Genomic DNA, 23,633 nt, shown 5'->3' with positions numbered 1-23,633 from the left:
CTATGCGCCCCGTTCAAACGATTCCTCTGTAGTTCAGTCGGTAGAACGGCGGACTGTTAATCCGTATGTCACTGGTTCGAGTCCAGTCAGAGGAGCCAAAATTTTAAAAAACCGCGCAGGGAAACCTGGGCGGTTTTTTATATAACGACAGGGATTTTCATTAAATAGAGAGACAACCAGTTTCTCACAGATCCAATCCAGCCCCACGGCCCCTGAGCCACTCTTTTCTTTCGCGATAATCCGGCAATACCTTGTCTACCTCGTTCCAGAACGCATCCGAGTGATCCCGATAACGCAGATGGCAAAGCTCGTGGACGATGATATAGTCAATGACGCTTAGCGGCGCCATCAGGCATTTCCAGTGGAAATGGAGTTCGCCGTTCATGCCGCATGAAGCCCAGCGGTAACCCAGATCTTTAATTTGTACTGTACCGGGGTTTACACCCACTTTGGCTGCAAACAAAGCCACTCGGCTACGTATACGAGGCAAACCTTTAACCTGGTAAAAAAGTACGAACGCCTGATGGGCCGCGAAGTCGTCTCCCTGTTGGACGATATCGCGCCGCAGGCAGAAGCGACCATCCTTAAGCTTGAGATCGTCGTTCTGTCCCGCGACTAACTGAAGTCGATAGCCCCTCCCCAGATAGAGAAAAGTCTCACCGTTAACCCATTCGCGCACTACTCGAGTAGCATTGAGATCGCGCCACTCAGCCAGATTACGGTAGATCCACATGCGCTTGCTGAACACGGTTTCATCTACCTGCTCAGGAGTCATTCGCTGGGGAGGCCGCACGGTAATAGCACCGTTGCGTTCAATCACAATGTCGGTAGTCTGACGATCGCTTCCTGGCAATAATTGATATTCAATATCGCGAATCTGGCGGCGTTGCATCATATATCCTCCGTCCGTACCATGTTAATCAATTCATCATGGCGATTTTTAGCAAGTTTCATGATTTCCACGGCAACTCGCTCACGATTCAGCTTCAACTCCTCGATTCCGGTCCTGGCGATCTCGGTTTTAATCAAACCACGCACACGTTTTTGTTTGTCAGGATTCAGCCAAAAGTCGATGCTGGCAATGCTTTCTTGCAGTATTGTCACCGAGGTACCCATCAATACCTTGAACGCGGGCTTATCCGCATCATTAACAGTACCACTGGCAAAGCCAAGCCGAGCAATGTGCTGGTAAAAAGTGGTCACTTCCTTACTCATCCCCCCCTCACCTTGCTGTCGGCCTGCAATAGCCTCCTTACGTAGAGCAGTCAGTTTTTCAGCCAGCAATTCCCATTCGTCGTGGTGCTTCTCGATCAGTGCATTCACCTTTTCAGACAGGCTTTTATAGAAGGCAGGATCCTCATCGTGGTGGACGGTACAGTGCTTGCGGATAGCATGTTCCATCTCGCTCGCTTTGGCTTCACTGTTCTGCCCAGCATGACTGGCCAGCTTCTCAAGAAAGTCTTCTGATAATAACTCTACCGGTGGCACCTTCGGGTTGATTCCAAGACTGATCAGATGCTCATTAATCAGGGCCTTAACCTTTTCACCCGCGCTACCAAGGTCAAGACTGGTGTCCTTATAACGCTCTCTGGCGACCTGCAAAATGTAGCCGAACCGTTTTGCAGGTACACGATAGGCTTGAGCAGAGTGATGCGGCAGGATGATATCCAGACTCATCAGAAACTTTTTGAGGTAGACCTCGAAGTCTGCACGTTTTTTCTCGTCTTTAAGCGCCTTGACCGCCTCATGCACGATGACGGCCTCAGCATCCAGATGAGGCAACTCACCATTAACGAAGGCCCTAATCTGCCTGATCCCCAAGGCGCTGAAATGTTGCAGCAACCGCTGATAGCGTTCCTCCAGCACCGGCAACTCTGACGTGATATTCTGCATTCCGTCGTGGAGTTCCTGCAACTCATCACTGGCGGCGTACAGCGTCAGTGCCTCGGTCAGATGATTGGCCAGACCGATATAATCAACGATATATCCCCGCTGTTTACCCTTTTTCACACGGTTGGTACGCGCGATAGCCTGTAACAAATTGTGCTCACGTAATTTTTTATCGATATACATCACCTGCTCAATCGGCGCATCAAAGCCCGTTAGCAGCATGTCACACACGATCAGAAAGGCAATGCCGGTATTTGCTTTGTCGGGATCATTCAAATCGAAGCTACGGCAGAAGTTCTCCACCGCATTCATGCGCTGTGCCTGTTTGCGCGCAGAGGTGATAAAGGCTGCTTCGTTAGTGCCATCGCTGGAGATCACCACCGCAGTTTTCAGAAAACGCAGGCGCTCAATCAACGCTGTATCTGGCAGAGTCAACCCTTCTTCCTTGGCTATTCGTTCAGCTAATGCCGCTTCGATACCGTTGCGGTAACGCACACAGGCCAGCTTGGAATGGCACACCACCTGTGCCTTAAAGCCATTTGGCAGGATGTTGTCAACATAGTGTGCAACCAAATCGCGAGCAATGGCGTTGATACGGTTTTCTGCCTCCAGAATGTCGCCGGTAGCGCCGTATTTCTTCTTGATCGCCAGCAACTCCTCATCACTGCGGTCTTTGAATAAATCTTCAAACGCCGTATCAAAAGCATGCTTCTCGTTCAGAGCACTGTCAGCGGTTTTGCCCTCATAGAGGATTTGTAGCGTAGCGCCATCGTTCACCGCATCCATCAGCCGGTAGGTATCGATGTACTCGCCAAAACGCTTGTGGGTTTTCTTTTCGCCATGACGATCGGTAATCAAGGGCGTGCCAGTGAATGCAATCCGGGCCGCATTGGGAAAGGCCTCAAACAGGTTATCACCCAGGTCCGAACTTTGCGTACGGTGCGCCTCATCAATCATCAAAATGATGCGTTCAGAGCTGTTCACCACGCCAAAGGTCTTACCTGCGGGCATGGCCAGATAGGTACCCAGCGCCTCGGCGACTGCATTAGTCAACGTCTGTTTTTGCTCCTGAAACTTGTGCACCATGACCATGCTAACGTCCGAGCTATCAGTGGCAAGATGTGCACGCAAGCCCTGGCGGCTTTCAATCACATTCACCCGCCCGCCGATCAGGGTAGCGGTGTTACACAACTGTTCTTCCAAATCCTGTCGGTCATTCACCAGAACCAGCTTGTAATCGCTCAGGTCGAGACTGGCACGGATCGTTCGGGCCAAAAAAACCATGGTCAACGACTTGCCTGAGCCCTGGGTATGCCACACCACACCGCTACGCTCCAGCACTGTATCGCCTTGACGCAGGCGCTCGATGATCTTGCCCGCGGCACGAAACTGCTGATAGCGGCATACCACTTTGACGCGTGGCCCACCGTCGGTATCCATAAAAACCGCACTGGTGCGCAAAATCTGTAGCAGATTGGTCTTATTCAGCATCCCGGCAATCAGTTGCTGCTGGGCATTCATGCCCTCGCGGGCGGCATCATCTTGCGGGTAAAGCGTTTTCCAGGCGTAGTAATGTTCTTCGCCAGAGGTAATACTGCCGTAGTCCGCTTCCAAGCCACAAGTGCGGATCAGCAACAGGTTGTTGTGGAACAGGCGCGGCTCCCCCTCTTTCAGGCCCGCGTTTGTGGTTTCCTTCCGTCGTCCCATATAGCGCTGCAACTGCACGAAGGCTTCCTGCATCGGGTTAGCGCAGGTTTCCGATCCTTTCTTACATTCCACCACCGCCAGCGGAATACCATTCACGAATAACACAATATCGGGGATGATAAATGCCTTCACACAGCCCGGCGTATCAATGCGGAACTGGTTAACGGCATGAAATTGATTGTTCGCTGGTGTGTGAAAGTCAATCAGGCGCACCACCGGATCGGCCTCACCAGTCAGTTCGTTGCTGTCGGTCTGCGCCTTGAAGAGTAGCGACTGCACCGCCTCGTTAGCCTCCAGCAGGGTACGATTAGGCTGGCGCAGAAGTTGGCCTCGCAACTCTTCCAGCTGTCTGTCCGTCAGCCATTCACGATTATCGTCGGTACGGTTAATGGCGCGGACGGCGTTGTCGAACACCTGCGGCAAAAGCCACTGCCGGAAGCTGTTGCGCAGGCTGGGAACTGCCTGCTGTGGGATGCCGCTGCCCTGGTCAATTACCGTCCAGCCTTGTTCAGCCAGTTGGTCCAGAAACGGCTTTTCGACTTCGCGGTATTCGCTCATACAGAGTCCTCTTCTGCATTCCCTGCCAGTTCCTGCTCCAGTTGTTCGATGCTTGGTAAGCTGGTTCGCAACTCAGCCGGGAGTGATTCAACTAACTTGTATTCAGCAATACCCATCGGCTGGGACTTATCCCCTAAGGCATATTCGGCAACGACTTTATTTTTGCTCTTACAGAGCAAAAGACCAATGGTCGGGTTGTCCTGCTCGTCTTTCACCTGCCGATCCACTGCCGTCAGATAGAATCCCAATTGCCCAAGATGCTCGGGTTTGAACTTACCGCCTTTGAGTTCAATTACCACATAGCAACGCAGTTTGAGATGGTAGAACAGCAGGTCGATAAAGAACTCGTCACCGCCAACATCCAGCAACACCTGTCGCCCGACAAAGGCAAAACCCGCGCCCAGCTCCAGCAGAAACTCGGTCACATGCTTTACCAGCGCTTTTTCCACCTCACGTTCCTGTGCTTCCTCAGTCAGCCCGAGGAAATCAAAACGGTACGGATCTTTCAGTGATTCCCGCGCCAGGTCAGAGTGCGCCTGAGGCAGGCTGTCATCAAAGTTGGTTACTGCTGTACCGCTACGCTGTAGCAAACCGGTTTCGATTTGCATCACCAATATGTTGCGCGACCAGCTGTGTTCGATAGCTTTGGTGGCATACCATCGACGATCTTCCGGGCGCTTAAGTTTGTCCAGCAGGGCTAGCTGGTGATACCAGGGCAATTGTGCAAGCACCGCTTGCACAAATTCCTCATCCGGCCAGGCTTCGGCAAAAGCACGCATGTATTTGAGGTTACGCGGTGAAAATCCCTTCATGTCAGGAAAGGCTGCGCGTAAATCATGCGCCAGCCGTTCAATGACTTTGGCCCCCCAGCCCTGTTCAGCCTGACGAACCAGGATATCCCGGCCTATCAGCCAATACAGTCCCACCAGTTCCCGGTTGACCGCCAGTACAGCACGCTGCTGGGCGCTATGGATACGGCCCTTGAGGTCGACCAGCCAGTCGGCGTAGTCACTGGGCATTGGTGTCATCGAAACCGGGCGCTCTGGCGTCATGCCGTTACCTCTATGTTAGGTTCCTCAATCTGCACCGGCACTTTGCCGGTGAGCAGATCTTGCATAAGGCCTTGTTTTTGTTTTCTGAGTTTTTTCAGTAGCGAACTTTCATGCTGAATTTGCTCCGAAATCTTGATATACCGAGCATAAATTAATGTTTGCTCGTTAATACCGGGAACAGGCAAATGCAGAGTCTTTAATGTACTGGACTGAATTGCATCCATTATCCCCCCTTGCATAGCACGGCGAAACCACGCTTTAGCCCAAGCTGAATGATTAAGCTGCCAGCAGATCAATTCAGGGATAACTTTCTCAAGATCAAATGTCATCGTCCAAAGGTGCTTGGAAGAGAGCCCTAGTTCAAGATTATCAGGTATGACGCAACATCTACCGACAGTTCCCATAATGGTGATGACCACATCACGGGGACGAACTCTGTACTTGGCTAACTCTTTAAATTTCCGTTCATTTACAAACCGACGAAACTCAGGTTCAAAGCGCTCTACATGAACATTATCGATACCTAATAATGGAATGCCATTCTCAACCAGTTCATGTTTAAGTAAGGCACTACCAAATGGTCCGCTGCGGATATTGTTCGGTAGTGGTGCAAGCAATTCTTCGAGAGTGGGGACCTTCCACTCTCTCGGAATCCAACCAATCGCCGTTTCCTGATATAGTTCGGGAGCCATACTGAGAGAAGGACGAAGTTGGCCATCAGGCAACACTCCTCGGGTGAACAGGTCGTGCATCATACCAGCCTTGATTTGCTGATATTTGGCGACCAAAGCTTCGGTTTTTTCTATGGTTCTATCGATTGATGTGAGAATTGTCGCAATTTTTTGGCGTAACTTTCCGCATGTTGGCACAGAAAAAATAATGTTTTCAATACTTGAATTTTTGAGATTGTTTATTGCACTTCCGGCTAATACCAAGTCAACATTATGCTGATAAGTTTGACTACGAAACAAATGGAAAATGAAATCAGCCTCAGCTAATTCAATCGGTTTAAAAATTGAGCAAAAAGCTCCAACCGTAAACACAGTGACGTTTTCATCGTGATACTGGGCTGACTTTCCAACGAGGGCTTTGCTCCCGTTTGACATACAAACGGCAATGTCTCCATTTTTCAATATCTGTGTTGGAGACACTAACCAAGATGGTACAAACTGCACATCATCGAACACTAAACTACCGTTCTGGATGTTTGTTGACCTTAACAAAGTAATTGAAGTTTCTGATTCATGAGCCAGAAGATCCTCAGGGTGATATGAAACCCCTCTAAATCCCTTAACTAACTGACCAAGTCTGACTTTTTTCCAAGCTGAATAACGCAGTTCACTCATAGCCCAACTCCATCAAAAACGCCTGCAAGGCTTTGGCTGCATCATCACGCTCTGCCTCAATCTGCTTAGCCGTGACCGCGTACTTACTCCACAGATTTTCAATCGCCGCAATGCAGGATCGTTGATCGGCGCGCAGATACTGGCGATAGCTGTCGAACAGTACTTTACCTAAGCGCTCGACAATCACCTTCCTCGCGTCATCTTTACCGATCTTCAGACGCGCCTGCTCAACCAGTTCATATTTTTTCGACTCGGTGGATTTAATTGCTGTCTTCAGTATTTTTGCTTCATCTTCCAGCGCTTTATGGCGAGCCAGTTGTGCTTCAATACGAACCACTTCCCGCTGATGGCTTTGCCAGTTACCAAAGGCGCTGTCGCGCTTGGCCAGTTTCATTGTGCTCTTAGCTTCTTTCAGGCTTGCTTTCAGGGCCTTAACTTCATCGGCAGGCAGAACGCCGGTATCGTCAGTGTCTTCAAAGTCTTCTTCGCCAGCGGCAGCAAACAGGGCCTGCAGTTCAGCCAGACGAGCATGCTGTTGCTCCAGTTCGACCAGCACCTGCGGGAACTGGCTTTGCAGGATATCCTGATCGGGGATCAGCTCAGGTCCCCAGCCGCTGGCGGCGATGGATTTAAAATCAGAGGCAAGCAGTTTGAAGTAATTGGCAAAGGCACCCCGCACCTGGTAGTTATTGAGCAGATGCTGGCTGGCAAAGGTGCGCTCAATGCTATCGAGCAGCGTGGCCCGCATCTGATAGACATTAGTGGTCTTGGCCTGCTGGTTATCCGCATCGGGTGCCAGCGCTTCAACCACGGGCAGGTATTGCTGCCACCAGCTTTGCAGCCCGGTCATAAATTGAGCTTGTCGTTGGGAAACACCAGGATGGTTATTAATATGTTCGGCAATAGCACGCTTGTCTTGCAGCGCTGGAGAAAAATCAGCATAGGCCACCGCACCATCACCCGAAGACGCGCTGACGGCACGCGGAACAAAGCAGCTCTCACGCAGACCGGCATAGTTGTGCCAGAAGTGGCCGAGAGCATCCACCTCACTGACCGGTACGCCACCGTGCAGATGAGCGCGCACGTCGTGCGGTTCCGGCGGCGGTGCATTATCAACATAGCGGCGGATGTTGCAGTTGTATTCTTCGGCCTGGATATCCGCCACTGCCACGCGTTTCGCGTAGGCCGGAATATCTTGCCCGGCACGATAAGCCTGAACAATTTTGTCGATATCTTCCGGTCGCAAGTGATTCTGCGCCTTGCCTTCGCGGTATTCGCGATCGGCATTAATAAACAGTACATGCTTACGTTCTGCGGCACCCGCCTTGTTGAGCACCAGAATACAGGCTGGAATACCAGTACCGTAAAACAGATTGCTAGGCAGGCCGATCACCGCTTCAAGATAGCCTCGCTCAATAAAATACTGGCGCGCCTCGCGCTCTTCCCCGCCTCGGAACAGCACGCCGTGCGGCATCACGGTAGCCATGCGGCCATCGCTTTTGAGCACTGCTAACATGTGCTGTACAAACATCAGATCGGCTTTTTTCCCTTTTTCCGGCATCCACACGTGGAAACGGCCAGGGTAGGCAATGGGGACTTTTTTCTTAGTACCTGTACCGTCGTCTTTGGACTGACTGCGTGCGTAGTTCTGGCTGAACGGGGGATTGGCCAGCACGCGGTCGAAGCGCCTGAGTTCGTCATCTTCAGCTTTATGCCGCGGGTCAACCAGGGTGTCGGCATTACGAATATCGGCGTGCGAAATTCCGTGCAGCAGCATGTTCATCTTGCAGATAGACCATGTGGTGCCCATTTTTTCCTGTCCGTTAAGCGACAGTTCGCTGGCATCCGCGCCACACTCACGCAGATAGTCACGCGCCTGAATCAGCATACCGCCCGAACCTACCGTTGGATCGTAGACACTCATGCCAGCTTGTGGGTCACAAATCTCAACGCAGATGCGCACCACCTCTGCTGGGGTGTAGAACTCACCCGCCTTCTTGCCCGCGGAATCGGCGAAGTGCTTAATCAGCCATTCATAGGCAGCACCGAGCAGGTCAGGGAATTCAAAATCATCATCCCGCAGCGGAATCTTTTCGAAGTTCTGGATAAAATCAACCAGAGTATCGTCATCAAGTGTGTTCTGGCCAATCTTGCGGTTGAAGTTGATGGTGCCCTTAAGCACATCCTGCAGAGCGTCAGTGTTACAGTCTTCCAGTTCTTCCAGGGCCTTGGTAAGCGCTGAGCCAACGTTGTCTTTAACATGTTTTAACGCAGGCTGAGGCTTGCCCGCAGCATTTATCCAGGGGTCGTTCCAGCGCGCACGCGGCGGAACGTAAAAATATTTGCCGAAATACTGGTCCGGATCTTCCAGGTTGAGGGCGATGTCTGCTTCCGACAGGCCAGCTATTTTGCCTTCTTTCCTGATTTCTTCACGGCGCTGATCGAACAGGTCACTGGCACGCTTCAGGAACAGCATACCAAAGATATATTCCTTGTATTCACTGGCGTCCATATTGCCGCGCAGGTCATCACATGCAGTCAACAGCAGGCTTTCAAGGCGGGCGAGTGTAAGTTTAGGAGACGACATTGGTGAATCTGTACCTCGGATTTAATTGTCGCTGGGATTAACCCAACGCCATCAGAAAGTCGATCACAAGAGCAATGAGACAGGTTTTGATCCCATTTTTCATAGCAGCCAGCGAAATCACGGTCGCTATTTTTGAAGTTCGGTTCGACCATTGCCCTGCCTCAGGGAAGGATATAAACACTGTATTTATGGCGTTTACGGAGATGCGACTCTTACTGACGGATGGTTTGGTTGCACTAAACGATGCCCTGAATTGTATCAGCCTGACAACTTGATGACGAGGGTACGGTTAGAGAGATCTTCCTTTTAAGTCGCCTGGCGTGTTGATCGACCAACGCTTAACAAGTACCTCATCTCATAACCCTTTACTTGCCGCACTCTTGCCGTATAAACATCGTTCAATTTGGGGGTCATTCTGGTGGTCTTGACAGGCAGAGGATTAAGGTTTAGCTTATTTATTAGCCAGTTACTGGCAAAGGCGATCCCAGTCAGAGAGCCAAATTCGGCAAGCCTGCTCAGGAAACTGAGCGGGCTTTTTGCTTTTCTGATGTCCGTTCAAATGTTCCACAACAAATATTCAATGACAGACAACGCCACAGAGAATAACTCACAGGGAAAGCAATCCGCGATGCGTCATCATTCCCTAATCAGGCGAGCCTGTTTCTGTTTAATAAACGCTGATTGTGATGATGCCAGCCTGAAATGGGCAAGCGGGTAACTGATACCAACTCCGCACAACATAGCCTGACAAAAAAACCGCAATCACTATCTCCTGCCAATGATATCCACCTGTTGATACGTTATTTAACGCCGTAAAGCGTCAAAATATGACCTGAAAGCGAATCACTGTTAGTAACGGATAAATAACGGCCCAGCAGGGTCCCGTTTATTTTAACAACACTCATAACCCGGCTTGATAAATAACCTTAAGCCTGGATATAGATAAACTTTGCCATAATTGGTATTTCCCCTCGCAATAACCCTTTGTTATTCCTTTGGTTCCTGTTTGTATTACTTTGAGAACCACCGTGGAAATTTACTGGTATCTGACCGCGCCAGACGGTCATCAACCCTGGGCCGCCTCCGGCAGCCGGCAGGTTAACTACGCCTATTTCCAGCAGGTCGCCCGTGCGGTAGATCATCTGGGTTTTACCGGCGCGCTGCTGGCGACCGGGGCCCATGACCCCTGGATTCTGGGGGCGTCACTCATTCCCTATACCGAACGCATGAAGTTCCTGATTGCTATCCAGCCGGGTCTGATCTCACCCACCCTGCTTGCCAAAATGGCCGTGACGTTTAACCAGTTTTCGAAAGGCCGGGTGCTGCTCAACGTGGTCAGCGGTGATAAAAATACGCTGGGTGCTTACGGCATGCACCTGGATCACGATGCCCGCTATGATCTCAGTGACGAATTTTTGCAGGTATTACGTCCCCTGCTTAATGAAGAAAATGTCAGCTTCAAAGGGGAACACCTGGATATTGAGAACGCCAGGCTGGCATTAAGCAATGGCGGATATCCCCCACCACCGCTGTGGTTTGGTGGCTCCTCTGAAGCGGCACAGGAAGTCGCGGCAAAGCACATCGACACCTATCTCTCCTGGGGGGAAACCCCGCCGCAAGCCGCAGAGAAAATCGCCCAGGTGAAAGTCAGAGCCGATAAACACCATCGCCAGTTACGCTACGGCATTCGTCTTTATGTGATCGTGCGCGAAACCGATGAGCTTGCGTGGCAGGCGGTAGACGCGCTTTATGCCTCGATGGACGACAGCGCCATTGCCGCCCGGCAGCAGCTGGCCCGCGGTTCAGACTCCATAGGCCAGTCCCGTATGAGTGCCCTGCACAATGATCAGAAACCCGCTGATCCGCGCGAGCTGGAGATCTACCCTGGACTGTGGGCGGGCATTGGCCTGGTGCGTCCCGGACCTGGCACCGCTATCGTCGGCAGTCCGGAGACGGTAGAACGGACCCTGCGAGCCTATCAGCAGGCGGGGGTTGAGGTGTTTATCCTGTCCGGTTTCCCCTTGCTGGAGGAAGCCTATCGCTTTAGCGAACTGGTGATGCCACGACTGTCACTCACCCCGCCGGATGACGCGGCAAAGAATACCTTTACCTGGGGAAATTTGTGGGATCGTCCGGTCGGAAGTGGAGATCCAGCACAATGAAAATCCGTCTGGGAAGCCATCCCAGTAATCTCTCGCTGTTTATTCTGCGCCATCGCGGTGTCATCGAACCTGCCGCCAGAGACCGGGGCTGGCAGCTGGAATGGTTCGACTATACCCAGGGCGCACGCAGCGGCGAGTGGCTGGCTGATGAACAGGTCGATGTGGTTGGCACCGGGTCAACCCCGCCGATAAGTGCGCAGGCCACCGGGCTGGACGTCGCTTATCTCGCCAGCTCGCCGCCACGTAATAACAACTGCGCGTTGCTGACATTACAAAGCAACGCTATCTCCTCGCTGCGTGGTAAGCGACTGGCGGGCATGCCCGGTTCTTTCACCGATCATTTTCTGGCGCGTCTGCTGCAAAAACAGAACCTGCGCCGCACCGATGTCACCCTGCTGGACCTGCAGGGGCAGGATGCCATGACTGCGTTACGCAATGGCGACATTGATGGCTGGCTGGCGATCGATCCCTGGCTGACTCGCGCGTTACAGATAAAGGATGTCGTTGCGCGCTCCACCGTCGGCGATGAAATCATTAACCGTTCACTGTTCTGGACGCGTGCCGCCTGGCAGCAACGCTACCCCGAAGTCGCAGCCTGGGTCGTGAAACAGTTGCGCGTAAATGATGCCTGGATTGAGCAGCATCCGGTAGCCGCCGCGCAGATTCTTGCCGACAAACTCAACCCGGCCATCCTGCCTGATGAGTGGCTGAAAACAATACGCGGGCGTCCCTGGGGTATCACCCCGGCCAGTGACGCTCTGTTAGCCGAACAGCAGCAGCAGGCTGACGATCTTTTTGCCGTGGGTTTCATCCCGCCGGCTTTATCACTGAACGCCAGGAGACAGACATGACCCGCTGGATAACCCGTACCGCTGTTGCTGCGCTGATATTGTGTGCCGGGATGGCCATGGCGACTGAACCGCTCACGCTGCGCATTGGTTTTCTGCGTGGTCCCACGGACTTAGCGCTGGCTAAAGAGAAAGGAACGCTGGAAAAAGCGCTGGCCGCGCATCAGGTGAATGTCGTCTGGTCGGGCCCGTTTGCGGCTGCCGCCCCTGCTTATGAGGCGTTAAATGCCGGTTCAATTGACATGACCACCGGCAGCTCCACAGCGTTTGTTACCGCCATCGCTGCGGGTTTGCCGTTGCGTTTCTTTGCTTATCAGGCCATGCCCGCTGAAGGTGAAGGCATTGTGGTGCGCAATAGCAGTGATATCCATTCGTTGCAGGATCTGCGCGGCAAAAAAGTGGCGGTGAACAAAGGCGGGACCGGCGAGTATCTGCTCTCACGCGCACTGGATCGTGCCGGGATTCCGGAGCAGGAGGTGACCAAAGTTTATCTCAGCCCTTCCGACACCGGTACGGCATTTGTAGGGGGACATGTCGATGCCTGGGCGACCTGGGATCCCTTCCTCTCTCTGGCCAGACAGAGTTATGACGCCCGCCAGCTAAGTACGGGTCAGCAGATTGGTTCGGAAAATGCAGCAGGTTATTTCGTCAGCGAGGCGTTTTATCAGGCGCATCCTGAAGTGCTTTACTGGGTTTATGACGTATTGCAGCAAGAGAACCACTGGGCCAAAGCCCATCCGCTTGAGGCAGGTAAGATCTGGGCTTCACAGATGGGGCAGCAGGGAAGCACACTGGCAGCACTGCTGGGCAAGGTCAACACCGTTCCTGTTACGCCGGTCGATGACGCCGCGATAACCCATATCGGGCATATAGCCGACTGGTATCAGCAACAGGGTCTGATCGCCAGCCATCCGGATATTCGCCAGCATGTCGTCACGCTGACGCCTTAAGCCCCGGTATGAGTAAAACAGAATGACGCAACCGGCTATCTCGCATATCTCGTTTCTGACACCGGGAAATTATCCTGATGACGCTCCGCTTCAGGGTCTTGAACAGACGTTACAGCTGTTCGAACGCGGTGAGCAGCTGGGTTTTAATGGTGCATGGGTACGCCAGCGACATCTGGAACATGGCGTATCGTCAGCCAGCACCTTTCTCGCGGCCGCCACGCAACGTACCCGCCAGATAGAACTGGGCAGCGCCGTGATTCAGATGGGTTATGAGAGTCCATTTCGTCTGGCTGAAGACCTGGCGACAGTCGATATCCTCGCCAGGGGGCGGTTGAATGTCGGCCTGAGCGCAGGCGCACCCAATCATCTTGAGTTAATCGGTCATTCTGTCTGGGGTGATGCCTGGCAGCAGCAGGATTTTTCTTACCAGCGCGTCCTGACTCTGCGCGATAACCTGAGTGGCCGCTTCTTCGGCGATGACAATACGGTTATTCTCTCACCCGGCAATACGCAACGCCCGCGTATTCAGCCCTTTGCGGCCGGTCTGGTCGACAGATTGTGGTATGGCGGAGGATCACTCCGCTCGGCGCGCTGGGCAGGCAGCCACGGATTTAATCTGCTCGCGGGTAATCTCACCTCCGGTGAAGAAACGGACGATTTTTACCAGGCACAGCGGGCGCAAATCCAGCTGTATCGTGAAAATCTCGCGGCTGCCGGTCGGCATGCGGCGCGCATCGCCCTGGGACGCGTCATCATTCCCACCGACAGTGCGGATGCCACCACCCGCAGACATTATCAGCAGTTTGCCGCCAGCCGCTACCCGCGCACTCTGGCACCCCAAGGCTCCCGACGCACCCTGTTCTCTCAGGATATCGTGGGCAGTGCGGAGCAGATTCTCGAACGGCTGTTTCACGATCCCGTCTTACGTCTGGTGAATGAGCTGAGAATTGAACTGCCTTATGAATTGCATTATGCGGAGTACAGCCAGATTATCAGCGATTTTGCGACGCTGATTGCGCCGGAGCTGGGCTGGACAGCACTGCCGCATGTCTCGCCCGTTGAGCCTGAATGAAATCCAAAATGACAGTCACCGGCAAATATCCTAACCGTAGCATTCCGGCTTAACGCGTTAAAAATAGCGCGGACGTCCGGATTCTTAACCGATCTTTTTATTATGCCGTAACGTTGATCTGAGTCGCATTCTTATAATAAAGACAATTATTCCCAAGCTTATCCATAAATAACATAAGGACATTTCGTTATTTGTTATAGCGTTTGATTGTTAGACACCGGATCAGGGGAAGATTAATTTTCAGTTTTTGTAAATGAACATTGTCATTATATTTTTGAGGGATCTCTTTTGCTCAGTTTAATAAACAAACAAAGCATACAGTTCAGACTTAAAATAGCACTCTTCAGCAGCCTGGCAGCCTTCAGCTCTATGACGTTTGCCGACGATACCCTTAAAGAAGGTATCACCCCGGCGACCGATTCCAGCCAGATTCCGGCGACGGCGAAATTGCGCAAAGACACGGTGGTGGCGGGCATTTCTGAACCTCAGGGAATTTTTAACCCTTACTTTTTTGTCAACGGCTGGGATGAAAATGTCACCAACGTCATTTTTTCACGCCTGATTGACTGGGACAGCCACGGCAATCTGGTGCCGGGTCTGGCGGAAAGCTGGACGGTAAGCCCGGATAACAAAGTCTATACCATCAAGCTGCGCCCCAATCTGACGTTCAGCGACGGCTCCCCACTCACCGCTAAAGACGTCGCCTTTACCCTTACCGTCCTGTACGACCCGAAATATGATGGCGACACCGACATCACCCTCGCCAATATTGCCGGGGGCGCGGAATATAAAACAGGTAAAGCCGACAGCGTCAGTGGCCTGAAAGTGATCGATCCCCTCACGCTCCAGATCACCACCACACAACCTGGCGCAACCACACTGGCAAAAATTGGCGGGCCGGTGCTGTCGGAAGCTTATTACGGCAAAGGCTATAAGCGTGGCAATCTTGACTATCTGCGCACCCTGCATGGCAAACCGCTGGGCAATGGCCCCTATGTCTATGACAAATACATCCCCGGGCAGGAAATTCGTTTTCATGCCAATAGCCACTTTTATCGTGGCACACCGCCAACGCCTCGTTTTATTTATCGCGTCACTAACCCCTCAACCAATTTCCAGTTGTTCCAGACCGGTGAAACGGATTACGACGCCTTTACTTCACGACCGGATGATATTGAACAGCTGAAACTGCTCGGCTTTGCCAATATCAACCTCTACGGGTCCAGTGATTACAGCAAAGTCGAGTTCAACGTTCGCCGCCCCGCGTTGCAGGATGCGAAAGTGCGTCAGGCGCTGATTTACGGGCTGGATCGTCAGAAGCTAATCGATGTGGTGTACCAGGGGTATGGCAAGGTTGCTGTCGAACCTATCGCGCCTATCTCCTGGGCGTATAACCCGGATGGCGTGAATCCCTACAAATACGATCCGGCACAGGCGAAAAAATTGCTTGATGAGGCGGGCTGGAAACCCGGAGCCGATGGTATTCGCGTAAAGGACGGCAAACGTCTTGAACTGACCTTACTGGCAAGCAAAAAAGTGCTGAACGACGCGCTTATCCCGATCGCCAAAGAGGACTGGCAGCAAATTGGTGTGCTGCTGAAACCCCAGGTGGTGGACTTCAATGCGCTGATGGCCCAGCGCAAAGCGGGCAATTACGACCTGGCGTCCTTTAGTACCAGTACGTTAAACGATCCGCATGACGGGGTATGGGATTACTACAGCACCGAAGCTAAGGAGTCTGGTTATAACAATCCTCAGGTGGATAAGCTGATTAATGAAGGCAATGCCGTGCTGGATGTGGCACAGCGCAAACCGATTTACCACCAGCTGTATAAAGTGCTGGCAGATGACCCACCGGTGATCCTGCTCGGCTATCGCCAGATCCTCTCCGCCAGCAGCGCCCGCGTGACCGGCTTTAAACCGGATATCTATAACGGCCTGACCGGCAGTCTGCCGGACGTCAAAATCGTTAAGTAACCTTGCCCACTGTTCAGCCGTCAGGGCTTCCTGACGGCTGATATGAGAAGACCATGAGAAATTTTATCCTGAGGCGGCTGCTGAACACCCTGCCCATGCTGCTGTTTGCCTCTTTTATCATCTTTATGCTGTTTGCAAAGACACCCGGTGACTTTATTGATGGCAACGTGACGCTGACCGCCGCGCGCGCGGCTGAGCTGAAGGCGATTTATGGCCTTGATCAGCCGCTGCTCACCCGCTATCTGCACTGGCTCGGCCAGCTGTTGCGGGGTGATTTGGGTTTCTCACTGCAATACCAGATTCCTGTCACTCAGTTGCTTAACCAGTACGTCTGGAATTCCTTCCTGCTCGCCAGTGTCGCGCTGGTATTTTACTGGGGAATTGGCCTTGCCGCCGGTATCGCGTCGGCAATCAAACCCAACTCGTGGTTCGATCATCTGGTCAGCGTGCTGGTGTTTGCCGCAATGTCTTTTCCGACCTTTTTTCTCTGCCTGCTGTTAATCAAATGGTTCGCGGTAGATCTGCACTGGTTGCCGGTCGGCGGCATGACCAACACCGGCAGTGATGACAGCGGCTGGGCCTACATTGTCCAGGTGGCGGCCCACCTGATGCTGCCGGTGCTGGCACTGGTGATGTTGCAGGCGGGCAGCCTGACGCGCTATTTCCGCGCCAGCATGCTCGACGTCATCAAAATGGATTTCATCCGCACTGCCCGGGCAAAAGGTTTACGCGAACGCACGGTGATCATGAAACATGCATTGCGCAATGCGCTGCTGCCGATCATTACCCTGCTCGGCTTTGAGCTGCCGGGCCTGTTCTCGGGTGCCATTATCACCGAAAAAGTCTTCAACTGGCCGGGTGCAGGACATATCCACATCGATTCGCTCGCTGCGCGTGACTATCCGGTGCTGATGGGTTTCACGCTGTTTCTGGCGGTATTAACTATCCTCGGCAATCTGCTGGCCGACGTGCTTTACGCGTGGGCTGACCCGCGTATTCGGGTGAGTTCATGATGATCAGTTCACTTTTTTCCACGCAACGCCGCCTGCGCAAAGCGGTAATCCCGGCACTGGCCCAGGCCACGCCCTCACCGTGGCGCCAGGCATGGCAGGCATTACGGCGCAATCCGCTGGCGATGGTGTGCCTGGTTTTACTGATTGTCATGGCAATCTGGTGCGTGCTGGGACCAATCTGGTCACCGTGGCAGGATGACGCCACGGATGCCCTGATGATCAATAAACCGCCAGGGGCGCAGCACTGGCTGGGAACCGATTTCCTGGGGCGGGACGTCTACACCCGTTTGCTCCTTGCCGGGCGCATTTCGCTGACCATTGGCCTGCTGACGATGTTGCTGTCGGTGGCGCTGGGTTATCTGCTCGGTGCCGTGTCGGGCTACGCGGGTGGCCTGACCGACAAGCTGATTATGCGTCTGGCCGATCTGGTCATGACCATACCCAGCCTGCCGCTGCTGATTGTCGCCGGCGCCATGCTGTCGGAGCTCGATTTCTCTGCGGATGCGCGCATCTATATGGTGGTCATCATGCTGAGCCTGCTGGAGTGGCCTAAACTGGCGCGGCTGGTGCGCGGGCAAATCCTTTCGCTGCGCGAGCGTGATTTTATGCTGGCAACGCAGGTATTGGGCCTGTCATCACGTCGCCGCCTGTTTGGTCATCTGCTGCCCAATACCATCCCGATTCTGGTGGTCATGGCGACGATGGCTGTGGCGAACGCCATTCTGAGCGAGTCGGCGCTGAGCTATCTCGGTCTTGGCGTCGTCCCGCCGACCCCCTCCTGGGGCAATATGATGGATGCCGCCAATAGCCTGATCGACTTCCAGCGTCGCCCGTGGCTGTGGATGCCACCGGGCATCGCCATCTTTATCACCGTGGTTGCCATTAACGTACTGGGCGACGGCTTGCGTGATGCGCTCGATCCCCGCATGAAACGGAGCCAGAAATGAGCCAGCCACTGATCACCTTCGAACAGTTATCCGTCTCCTTTGCCGCCGAACAGGGGCGTGTACAGGCCGTGCAGGAGGTCTCCTTTACTATTCATGCCGGACAGACCCTGGGTATTGTCGGCGAATCCGGCTGTGGCAAAAGTGTTACCGCCATGTCGTTGATGGGACTGTTGCCGCCGCAGGCCGCGCGTATTGAAGGCGGAGCCATCCGCTTCCAGGGGCAGGATCTGCTGACACTCAATCCCGCCAGGATGGCCGACCTGCGAGGCAACCAGCTGGCGATGATTTTTCAGGAACCGATGAGCGCCCTGAATCCGGTGCTGACCATTGGCGAGCAGCTGTGTGAGCCATTGATTCGCCATCGGGGAGAATCACCTAAAGCTGCCTGGCAGCAGGCGATCGCGCTGATTAGCCAGGTCGGACTGGCGCGCGCGGAGAGTCTGATGACCAGCTACCCGCACCAGCTTTCCGGCGGCATGCTGCAACGCATCATGATTGCGATGGCACTCAGCTGCCAGCCGAAACTGCTGATTGCCGACGAGCCAACCACGGCGCTGGACGTCACCGTTCAGGCTCAGATTCTGCGTCTGCTGCGCGATCAGGCCCGTGCCAGCCAGATGGCGCTGATGCTGATCACCCACGATCTGGGCGTCATTGCCCGGATGGCGGAGCAGGTAGTCGTGATGTATGCCGGGCGGGTTGTTGAATACGGCCCCACCGCAGAGGTACTGCGTAATCCGCTGCATCCCTATACCCAGGGGTTGATCGCGTCCCGACCGGTTCCCGGCGAGCGGCGACGTCGGCTCTACTCCATCCCCGGTCAGGTGCCAGACCTTGCCGCGCTGCCCGCATTCTGCGCTTTTTTTGACCGCTGCGAACGCGCCAGCGAAATCTGCCGGGCAGGCATACCGCCGCTGGTGGGTACAACGCGGCAGGCCGCCTGTTTTCACCGTGAAAAAGTGGAATCTTTCGCATGAGTTCTGAATACATCATTGAAGTGGACGCGCTGAAGAAGCACTTCCCGATACGCGATGGCCTGTTTGGTCAGGAAACCGGTCAGCTTCGTGCCGTTGACGGTGTCAGCTTTCGCATCCGTCCGGGCACCATTTTCGGTCTGGTGGGCGAATCCGGCAGCGGCAAAACCACCGTAGGCCGCACTCTGCTGGGCTTATATGATAAAACCGCTGGCACGATTAAGTATCGGGGACAGGACCTGTCGACGCTGACGGCGCGGGAAATGCAGGCGCTGCGCCCCAGAATCCAGCTGGTGTTTCAGGACCCCTACAGCTCTCTCAATCCGCGTATGCGTATCGGCGATGCCATTGGTGAGGCGCTACTGGCGCATAAACTCTGCACCCGAGCGGAGTTGTACGACAGGGTAATCGCGGTAATGAAGATTTGCGGGCTGGCTCCGCAACATTACCCGCGTTTCCCGCACGAATTCTCGGGGGGACAACGCCAGCGCATTGGCATTGCCCGGGCACTGATTCTCAATCCGGACTTTATTGTCGCCGATGAGCCCATTTCAGCGCTGGATGTCTCCATTCAGGCGCAGATCATCAACCTGTTTTCCGATCTGCGCGATGACCTCGGCGTCACCTTCCTGTTTATTTCGCATGACCTCGGCGTGGTGGAACATCTTTGTGATGACGTGGCGGTAATGTATCTCGGGCAACTGGTGGAGACCGCCAGCCGCGACGCCCTTTTCAGTCAGCCGCTGCATCCCTACACGCAGGCGCTACTGGCCGCCGTACCGACGCTCGACCCACAACATGAACCCATCGCGGTGATTAAGGGGGAGATTCCGGATCCGTCGCACCCGCCATCCGGCTGCCGCTTCTCGTCACGCTGCCCGCAGGCGGAAACGCAGTGCCGCGAGGCAGTACCGGAATTACGTGAAGTGTCGCCCGGGCATCATGTGGCGTGTCATTTGATCCAGCAAAACAGAGAGGGAGTTACATCAGACAGTGCAACCAGATTTGTGAAACCCGCAACTACTGGTGGTCATCAGGGCGGTCCTGACAGAAATATCATTCAGGCTTAGCGTGATGAGTAGTCAGTTACTGGCAAAGACGTGCCCGGTCAGATGAGCCAGATTCGTAAACCCGCTCAGGGAAACCGGAGCGGGTTTTTTAGCCAAATCATCTGTTCAGTTCAGAATGGCTTCAAGACGTGCCAGCACTTCATTCACGATAGCGTCAGGTAGTTGTTCAAGCCGCCTGCCTTCGCGGGCTTCCATATCGAGCGTCCTCGGCTGATCGCAGCGAATGACGCCCTTTGTCCTGCAACCCGCCTCATCCAGTGAAACCACAAAACCTGCTGAGCGGGCAAAATTTCCGCCGCTGGTGACCGGCACCACAATCGGTAATCGGGTGAACGCGTTAAACGAGGCCGGAGAAACGATCAGTACCGGACGTTTTCCACTTTGTTCATGACCTGCGGTGGGATCGAGTGTCACCAGCCAGATTTCCCCTCTCTCCATTTAGAGGTTCTCCTTACCTGCTGCAGGCGCATTAATCCATTCCCGATCCTCTGTGCTCATTTGAGCGTGTGGATCGCATTGCGCCAGCAGTTCCTCGAGTGAATATCGCGGGCGATTCTGGGGCTTAACGATCAGATAACCATTATCGATAGTCATACCGACTTCGCTGTTTGTCGACAATGCCAGGGTTTTCAGAACGGCGGGAGGAACCGCCAGCATGACCGATCCGCCAACCTTTTTAAGACGCGTGATAAACATAAAACACCTCCTGATGTTATATTTTAATATAACACCGGCGGACAATGGCGAGCAATTATTAATCAGTTCCATTCTCTTATTCTCCTGAACCGGACCTGCACGGGGATCAACTGTCTTCATCAGGATGAGAATAAAAAACGTTTCCGGGGAGGCAAAGGATTGGGCTAAATCCGATGAAAAAGTTGCGGCGTGGCTTCCATACGCAGAAGACAGGGCCAGTAATCAGAAGAAATCTGGCAAAAAAAACTGCACCTTAATCAGTCGGATCTCCGACTTTTAGGGTGCAGTTGAGTATTAGCGAATTACAGCTTTAATAACGTCAACAGCAATCAGATATCGAACCGGTCCAGATTCATCACTTTGGTCCAGGCGGCGACAAAGTCTTTGACGAATTTTTCGCGGGCGTCGCTGCTGGCATAGACTTCCGCCGAGGCGCGTAACACCGCGTTGGAACCAAGCACCAGGTCGGCGCGTGTGGCGGTGAAACGGGTTTCACCACTCACGCGATCGCGTCCGATGAATTTCTCATTGCTGCCATCGGTCGCTTTCCACTCGGTACGCATATCCAGCAGATTCACGAAGAAGTCTGTGTTCAGCGATCCCACATGGTGGGTGAAGATACCGTGCTGGCTGCCATCGAAATTAGCGCCCAGGGCACGCATCCCGCCCACCAGCACCGTTAACTCCGGCACGGTCAGAGTCAGCTGCTGCGCTTTATCGATCAGCAGGCTTTCGGTGGTGGTTTTGCCAAAGCCGGTGCCGTAGTTACGGAAACCATCCGCACGCGGTTTAAGCAGATCGAACGACTCAATGTCGGTCTGATCCTGACGCGCATCGACACGGCCCGGGGTAAAGGGTACGTCGATCGAGACGCCAGCCGCTTTCGCCGCCTGCTCAACACCGACAACACCCGCCAGCACGATCACATCCGCCAGTGAAGCCTTGTGGACTTCGCGCTGAATGGCTTCCAGCGCAGGCAGGACGCGTGCTGCGACGGCATTGACGTCCCACTCACGCTGCGGCAGCAGTGACAGTCGGGCACCGTTGGCCCCGCCACGTTTGTCGCCACCACGGAACGTCGATGCCGAAGCCCAGGCAACAGAGACCAGCTCGCTGACGCTGAGGCCGGATGCGGCAATCTTCTCTTTCAGCTGGGCGATATCTGCCACGGTTGGATGATAAACCGGTGCAGGCAGTGGATCCTGCCAGATCAGATCTTCCTGTGGCACTTCAGGTCCGATGTAGCGCGCTTTCGGTCCCATATCACGGTGCGTCAGCTTAAACCACGCACGCGCAAAGGCTTCGTTGAACGCCTGCGGATCGTTGTGGAAACGGCGCGAAATTTTTTCAAACTCTGGGTCAAAACGCAGCGTCAGGTCGGTGACCAGCATGGTCGGCTTGTGTTTCTTAGTGGAATCAAACGCATCCGGGATGATATCCGGCGCATCAGCTGCCACGAACTGAATCGCACCCGCCGGGCTGCGCGTCTGGACCCACTCATATTTGAACAGGTTCTCGAAGAAGTAGTTGCTCCATTGGGTCGGTGTCTGCGACCAGATCACTTCCAGGCCAGAGGTAATCGCATCTGCGCCGACGCCCGTGCCGTGGCTGTTAACCCAGCCCAGGCCCTGCGCTTCAATCGGTGCGGTTTCCGGATCGACACCCACGTGGCTGGCCGGTGCGGCACCGTGGGTTTTACCCAGCGTATGTCCACCCGCGATCAGTGCCACAATCTCTTCGTCGTTCATGCCCATGTTGCCAAAGGTGGCACGAATCGCCGGGGCAGCAGAGGCAGGATCGCCGCTGTGTTCCGGGCCTTCCGGGTTCACGTAGATCAGACCCATTTCGGTGGCACCCAGTGGCGACTGTGCCAGGGATTCCGGGTGACGGTGTTCCAGCCAGGCGGCTTCTTCGCCCCAGTTCACGTCCATATCCGGTTCCCAGACATCGTCACGTCCGGCACCAAAGCCGAAGGTACGGAAGCCGGAGTTTTCCAGCGCAACGTTACCCGCCAGGATGTAGAGATCAGCCCAAGAGATTTTCTGACCATATTTCTGTTTAATCGGCCACAGCAGGCGGCGCGCTTTATCCAGGCTGACGTTGTCCGGCCAGGAATTTAACGGGGCGAAACGTTGCTGACCACGGCCTGAACCACCGCGTCCGTCTACGGAGCGATAGGTTCCGGCGCTGTGCCAGGCCATGCGGATGAACAGGCCGATATAGCTGCCCCAGTCGGCGGGCCACCAGGCCTGTGACTCGGTGAGCAACCCTTTAATGTCAGCTTTCAGCGCAGAGTAATCTAATTTGGCAAATTCTTTACGGTAGTCGAAGGATTCATCAAGCGGGTTCGAACGGGATGAGTGCTGGTTCAGCAGGTCAACGCGGAGCTGGTTAGGCCACCAGTCGCGGTTGGTTGTGCCGCCACCCGGCGCCTGATTGGGCTGCGCTGGCTTGCCCGCATGAAAGGGGCATTTGCTTTCAGGCGCTTCGCGATCGGCTTCAACAATAGGCTTTGCATCTTTTGCATCTTCATCAATGGAATTGCTCATGGTCACACCTCTTTTTGTATTTTCATCGCTACTCTATAGAGGATTTTCAGGAACTCACACCTGTCTCATCCTATAAGATTGATAGCTTATCCCTTTGAATAAGGTTTGTTTCAACAGCTTCCAGCAATGGCGCAACGGATGTTACTACCCGGAATCATCAACGAAGCGGCATCGATGCTAATCAGACTATTCCGGCACAACCGGTTACACAACCGTCTTATTCATGGCTGGCTGA

The 23,633-nt window shown here is 53.9% G+C and carries 17 protein-coding genes and 1 tRNA gene; 10 read left to right on the top strand and 8 right to left on the bottom strand.

Features of this window, described 5'->3' with window-relative positions; translation table 11 throughout:
* Nucleotides 1–22: 22 nt before the first annotated feature.
* Nucleotides 23–98: transfer RNA gene (locus tag EGO56_RS06985), tRNA-Asn, on the top strand.
* Nucleotides 99–184: 86 nt separating this feature from the next.
* Here EGO56_RS06985 and EGO56_RS06980 read toward each other — a convergent pair.
* From EGO56_RS06980 to EGO56_RS06960, 5 genes are read right to left on the bottom strand one after another with little or no spacing between them, the layout of a single operon-like run.
* The gene (locus EGO56_RS06980) at nt 185–895 is read right to left on the bottom strand and encodes a M48 family metallopeptidase (RefSeq protein ID WP_227819530.1); all 711 of its coding nucleotides are present in this window, start codon (nt 893–895) and stop codon (nt 185–187) included.
* Nucleotides 892–4,155 (bottom strand): type I restriction endonuclease subunit R, encoded by a 3,264-nt coding sequence (locus tag EGO56_RS06975; RefSeq protein ID WP_135908192.1) that lies wholly within the window; start codon nt 4,153–4,155, stop codon nt 892–894. Before EGO56_RS06975 ends, EGO56_RS06980 begins: the two co-directional genes overlap by 4 nt.
* On the bottom strand, nt 4,152–5,207 hold the full coding sequence (locus EGO56_RS06970; protein ID WP_135908191.1) for a PDDEXK nuclease domain-containing protein: 1,056 nt from the start codon (nt 5,205–5,207) through the stop codon (nt 4,152–4,154). Before EGO56_RS06970 ends, EGO56_RS06975 begins: the two co-directional genes overlap by 4 nt.
* Complete coding sequence (locus EGO56_RS06965) at nt 5,204–6,553, bottom strand: restriction endonuclease subunit S (RefSeq protein ID WP_135908190.1); 1,350 nt, start codon at nt 6,551–6,553, stop codon at nt 5,204–5,206. Before EGO56_RS06965 ends, EGO56_RS06970 begins: the two co-directional genes overlap by 4 nt.
* On the bottom strand, nt 6,546–9,140 hold the full coding sequence (locus EGO56_RS06960) for a type I restriction-modification system subunit M (RefSeq protein ID WP_135908189.1): 2,595 nt from the start codon (nt 9,138–9,140) through the stop codon (nt 6,546–6,548). The genes EGO56_RS06965 and EGO56_RS06960 overlap by 8 nt, the downstream gene beginning before the upstream one ends.
* Nucleotides 9,141–10,168: 1,028 nt before the next feature.
* Here EGO56_RS06960 and EGO56_RS06950 point away from each other — a divergent pair.
* The 9 genes from EGO56_RS06950 to EGO56_RS06910 all read left to right on the top strand — a co-directional run bounded on the left by EGO56_RS06950 (nt 10,169) and on the right by EGO56_RS06910 (nt 20,153).
* The gene (locus EGO56_RS06950; protein WP_135908187.1) at nt 10,169–11,302 is read left to right on the top strand and encodes an LLM class flavin-dependent oxidoreductase; all 1,134 of its coding nucleotides are present in this window, start codon (nt 10,169–10,171) and stop codon (nt 11,300–11,302) included.
* Nucleotides 11,299–12,153 (top strand): ABC transporter substrate-binding protein, encoded by an 855-nt coding sequence (locus EGO56_RS06945; RefSeq protein WP_135908185.1) that lies wholly within the window; start codon nt 11,299–11,301, stop codon nt 12,151–12,153. Before EGO56_RS06950 ends, EGO56_RS06945 begins: the two co-directional genes overlap by 4 nt.
* Nucleotides 12,150–13,100 (top strand): aliphatic sulfonate ABC transporter substrate-binding protein, encoded by a 951-nt coding sequence (locus tag EGO56_RS06940; protein ID WP_135908183.1) that lies wholly within the window; start codon nt 12,150–12,152, stop codon nt 13,098–13,100. Before EGO56_RS06945 ends, EGO56_RS06940 begins: the two co-directional genes overlap by 4 nt.
* Before the next feature lie 22 nt (nt 13,101–13,122).
* Entirely contained in the window at nt 13,123–14,172 is a 1,050-nt protein-coding gene (locus tag EGO56_RS06935; RefSeq protein WP_135908182.1) for an LLM class flavin-dependent oxidoreductase, read from the top strand.
* A 369-nt stretch (nt 14,173–14,541) separates the two neighbouring features.
* Nucleotides 14,542–16,149: an ABC transporter substrate-binding protein gene (locus EGO56_RS06930; protein WP_238349007.1), complete on the top strand. Its 1,608-nt coding sequence runs from the start codon at nt 14,542–14,544 to the stop codon at nt 16,147–16,149.
* A 53-nt stretch (nt 16,150–16,202) separates the two neighbouring features.
* Nucleotides 16,203–17,162 carry an ABC transporter permease gene (locus tag EGO56_RS06925; protein WP_135908180.1) on the top strand — a complete coding sequence of 320 codons (960 nt, stop codon included), beginning with the start codon at nt 16,203–16,205 and terminating at the stop codon, nt 17,160–17,162.
* On the top strand, nt 17,162–18,109 hold the full coding sequence (gene opp4C / locus EGO56_RS06920; protein WP_167493445.1) for an oligopeptide ABC transporter permease: 948 nt from the start codon (nt 17,162–17,164) through the stop codon (nt 18,107–18,109). Before EGO56_RS06925 ends, opp4C begins: the two co-directional genes overlap by 1 nt.
* Entirely contained in the window at nt 18,106–19,086 is a 981-nt protein-coding gene (locus EGO56_RS06915; RefSeq protein WP_135908178.1) for an ABC transporter ATP-binding protein, read from the top strand. Before opp4C ends, EGO56_RS06915 begins: the two co-directional genes overlap by 4 nt.
* A complete protein-coding gene (locus EGO56_RS06910) occupies nt 19,083–20,153 on the top strand; it encodes an ABC transporter ATP-binding protein (protein ID WP_135908177.1) in 1,071 nt (356 codons plus the stop codon). Before EGO56_RS06915 ends, EGO56_RS06910 begins: the two co-directional genes overlap by 4 nt.
* Before the next feature lie 105 nt (nt 20,154–20,258).
* Here EGO56_RS06910 and EGO56_RS06905 read toward each other — a convergent pair whose 3' ends face one another.
* The 3 genes from EGO56_RS06905 to katG all read right to left on the bottom strand — a co-directional run bounded on the left by EGO56_RS06905 (nt 20,259) and on the right by katG (nt 23,398).
* Complete coding sequence (locus tag EGO56_RS06905; protein ID WP_135908176.1) at nt 20,259–20,591, bottom strand: type II toxin-antitoxin system PemK/MazF family toxin; 333 nt, start codon at nt 20,589–20,591, stop codon at nt 20,259–20,261.
* The gene (locus tag EGO56_RS06900; protein WP_135910538.1) at nt 20,592–20,849 is read right to left on the bottom strand and encodes an AbrB/MazE/SpoVT family DNA-binding domain-containing protein; all 258 of its coding nucleotides are present in this window, start codon (nt 20,847–20,849) and stop codon (nt 20,592–20,594) included.
* 329 nt (nt 20,850–21,178) lie between these two features.
* Nucleotides 21,179–23,398: a catalase/peroxidase HPI gene (gene katG / locus EGO56_RS06895; protein ID WP_238349005.1), complete on the bottom strand. Its 2,220-nt coding sequence runs from the start codon at nt 23,396–23,398 to the stop codon at nt 21,179–21,181.
* Between the last annotated feature and the right edge of the window lie 235 nt (nt 23,399–23,633).

It is taken from the genome of Pantoea vagans (assembly GCF_004792415.1).
Taxonomy (GTDB): Bacteria; Pseudomonadota; Gammaproteobacteria; order Enterobacterales; family Enterobacteriaceae; genus Pantoea; species Pantoea vagans.
This window is presented reverse-complemented; position numbering and strand designations above follow the sequence as displayed.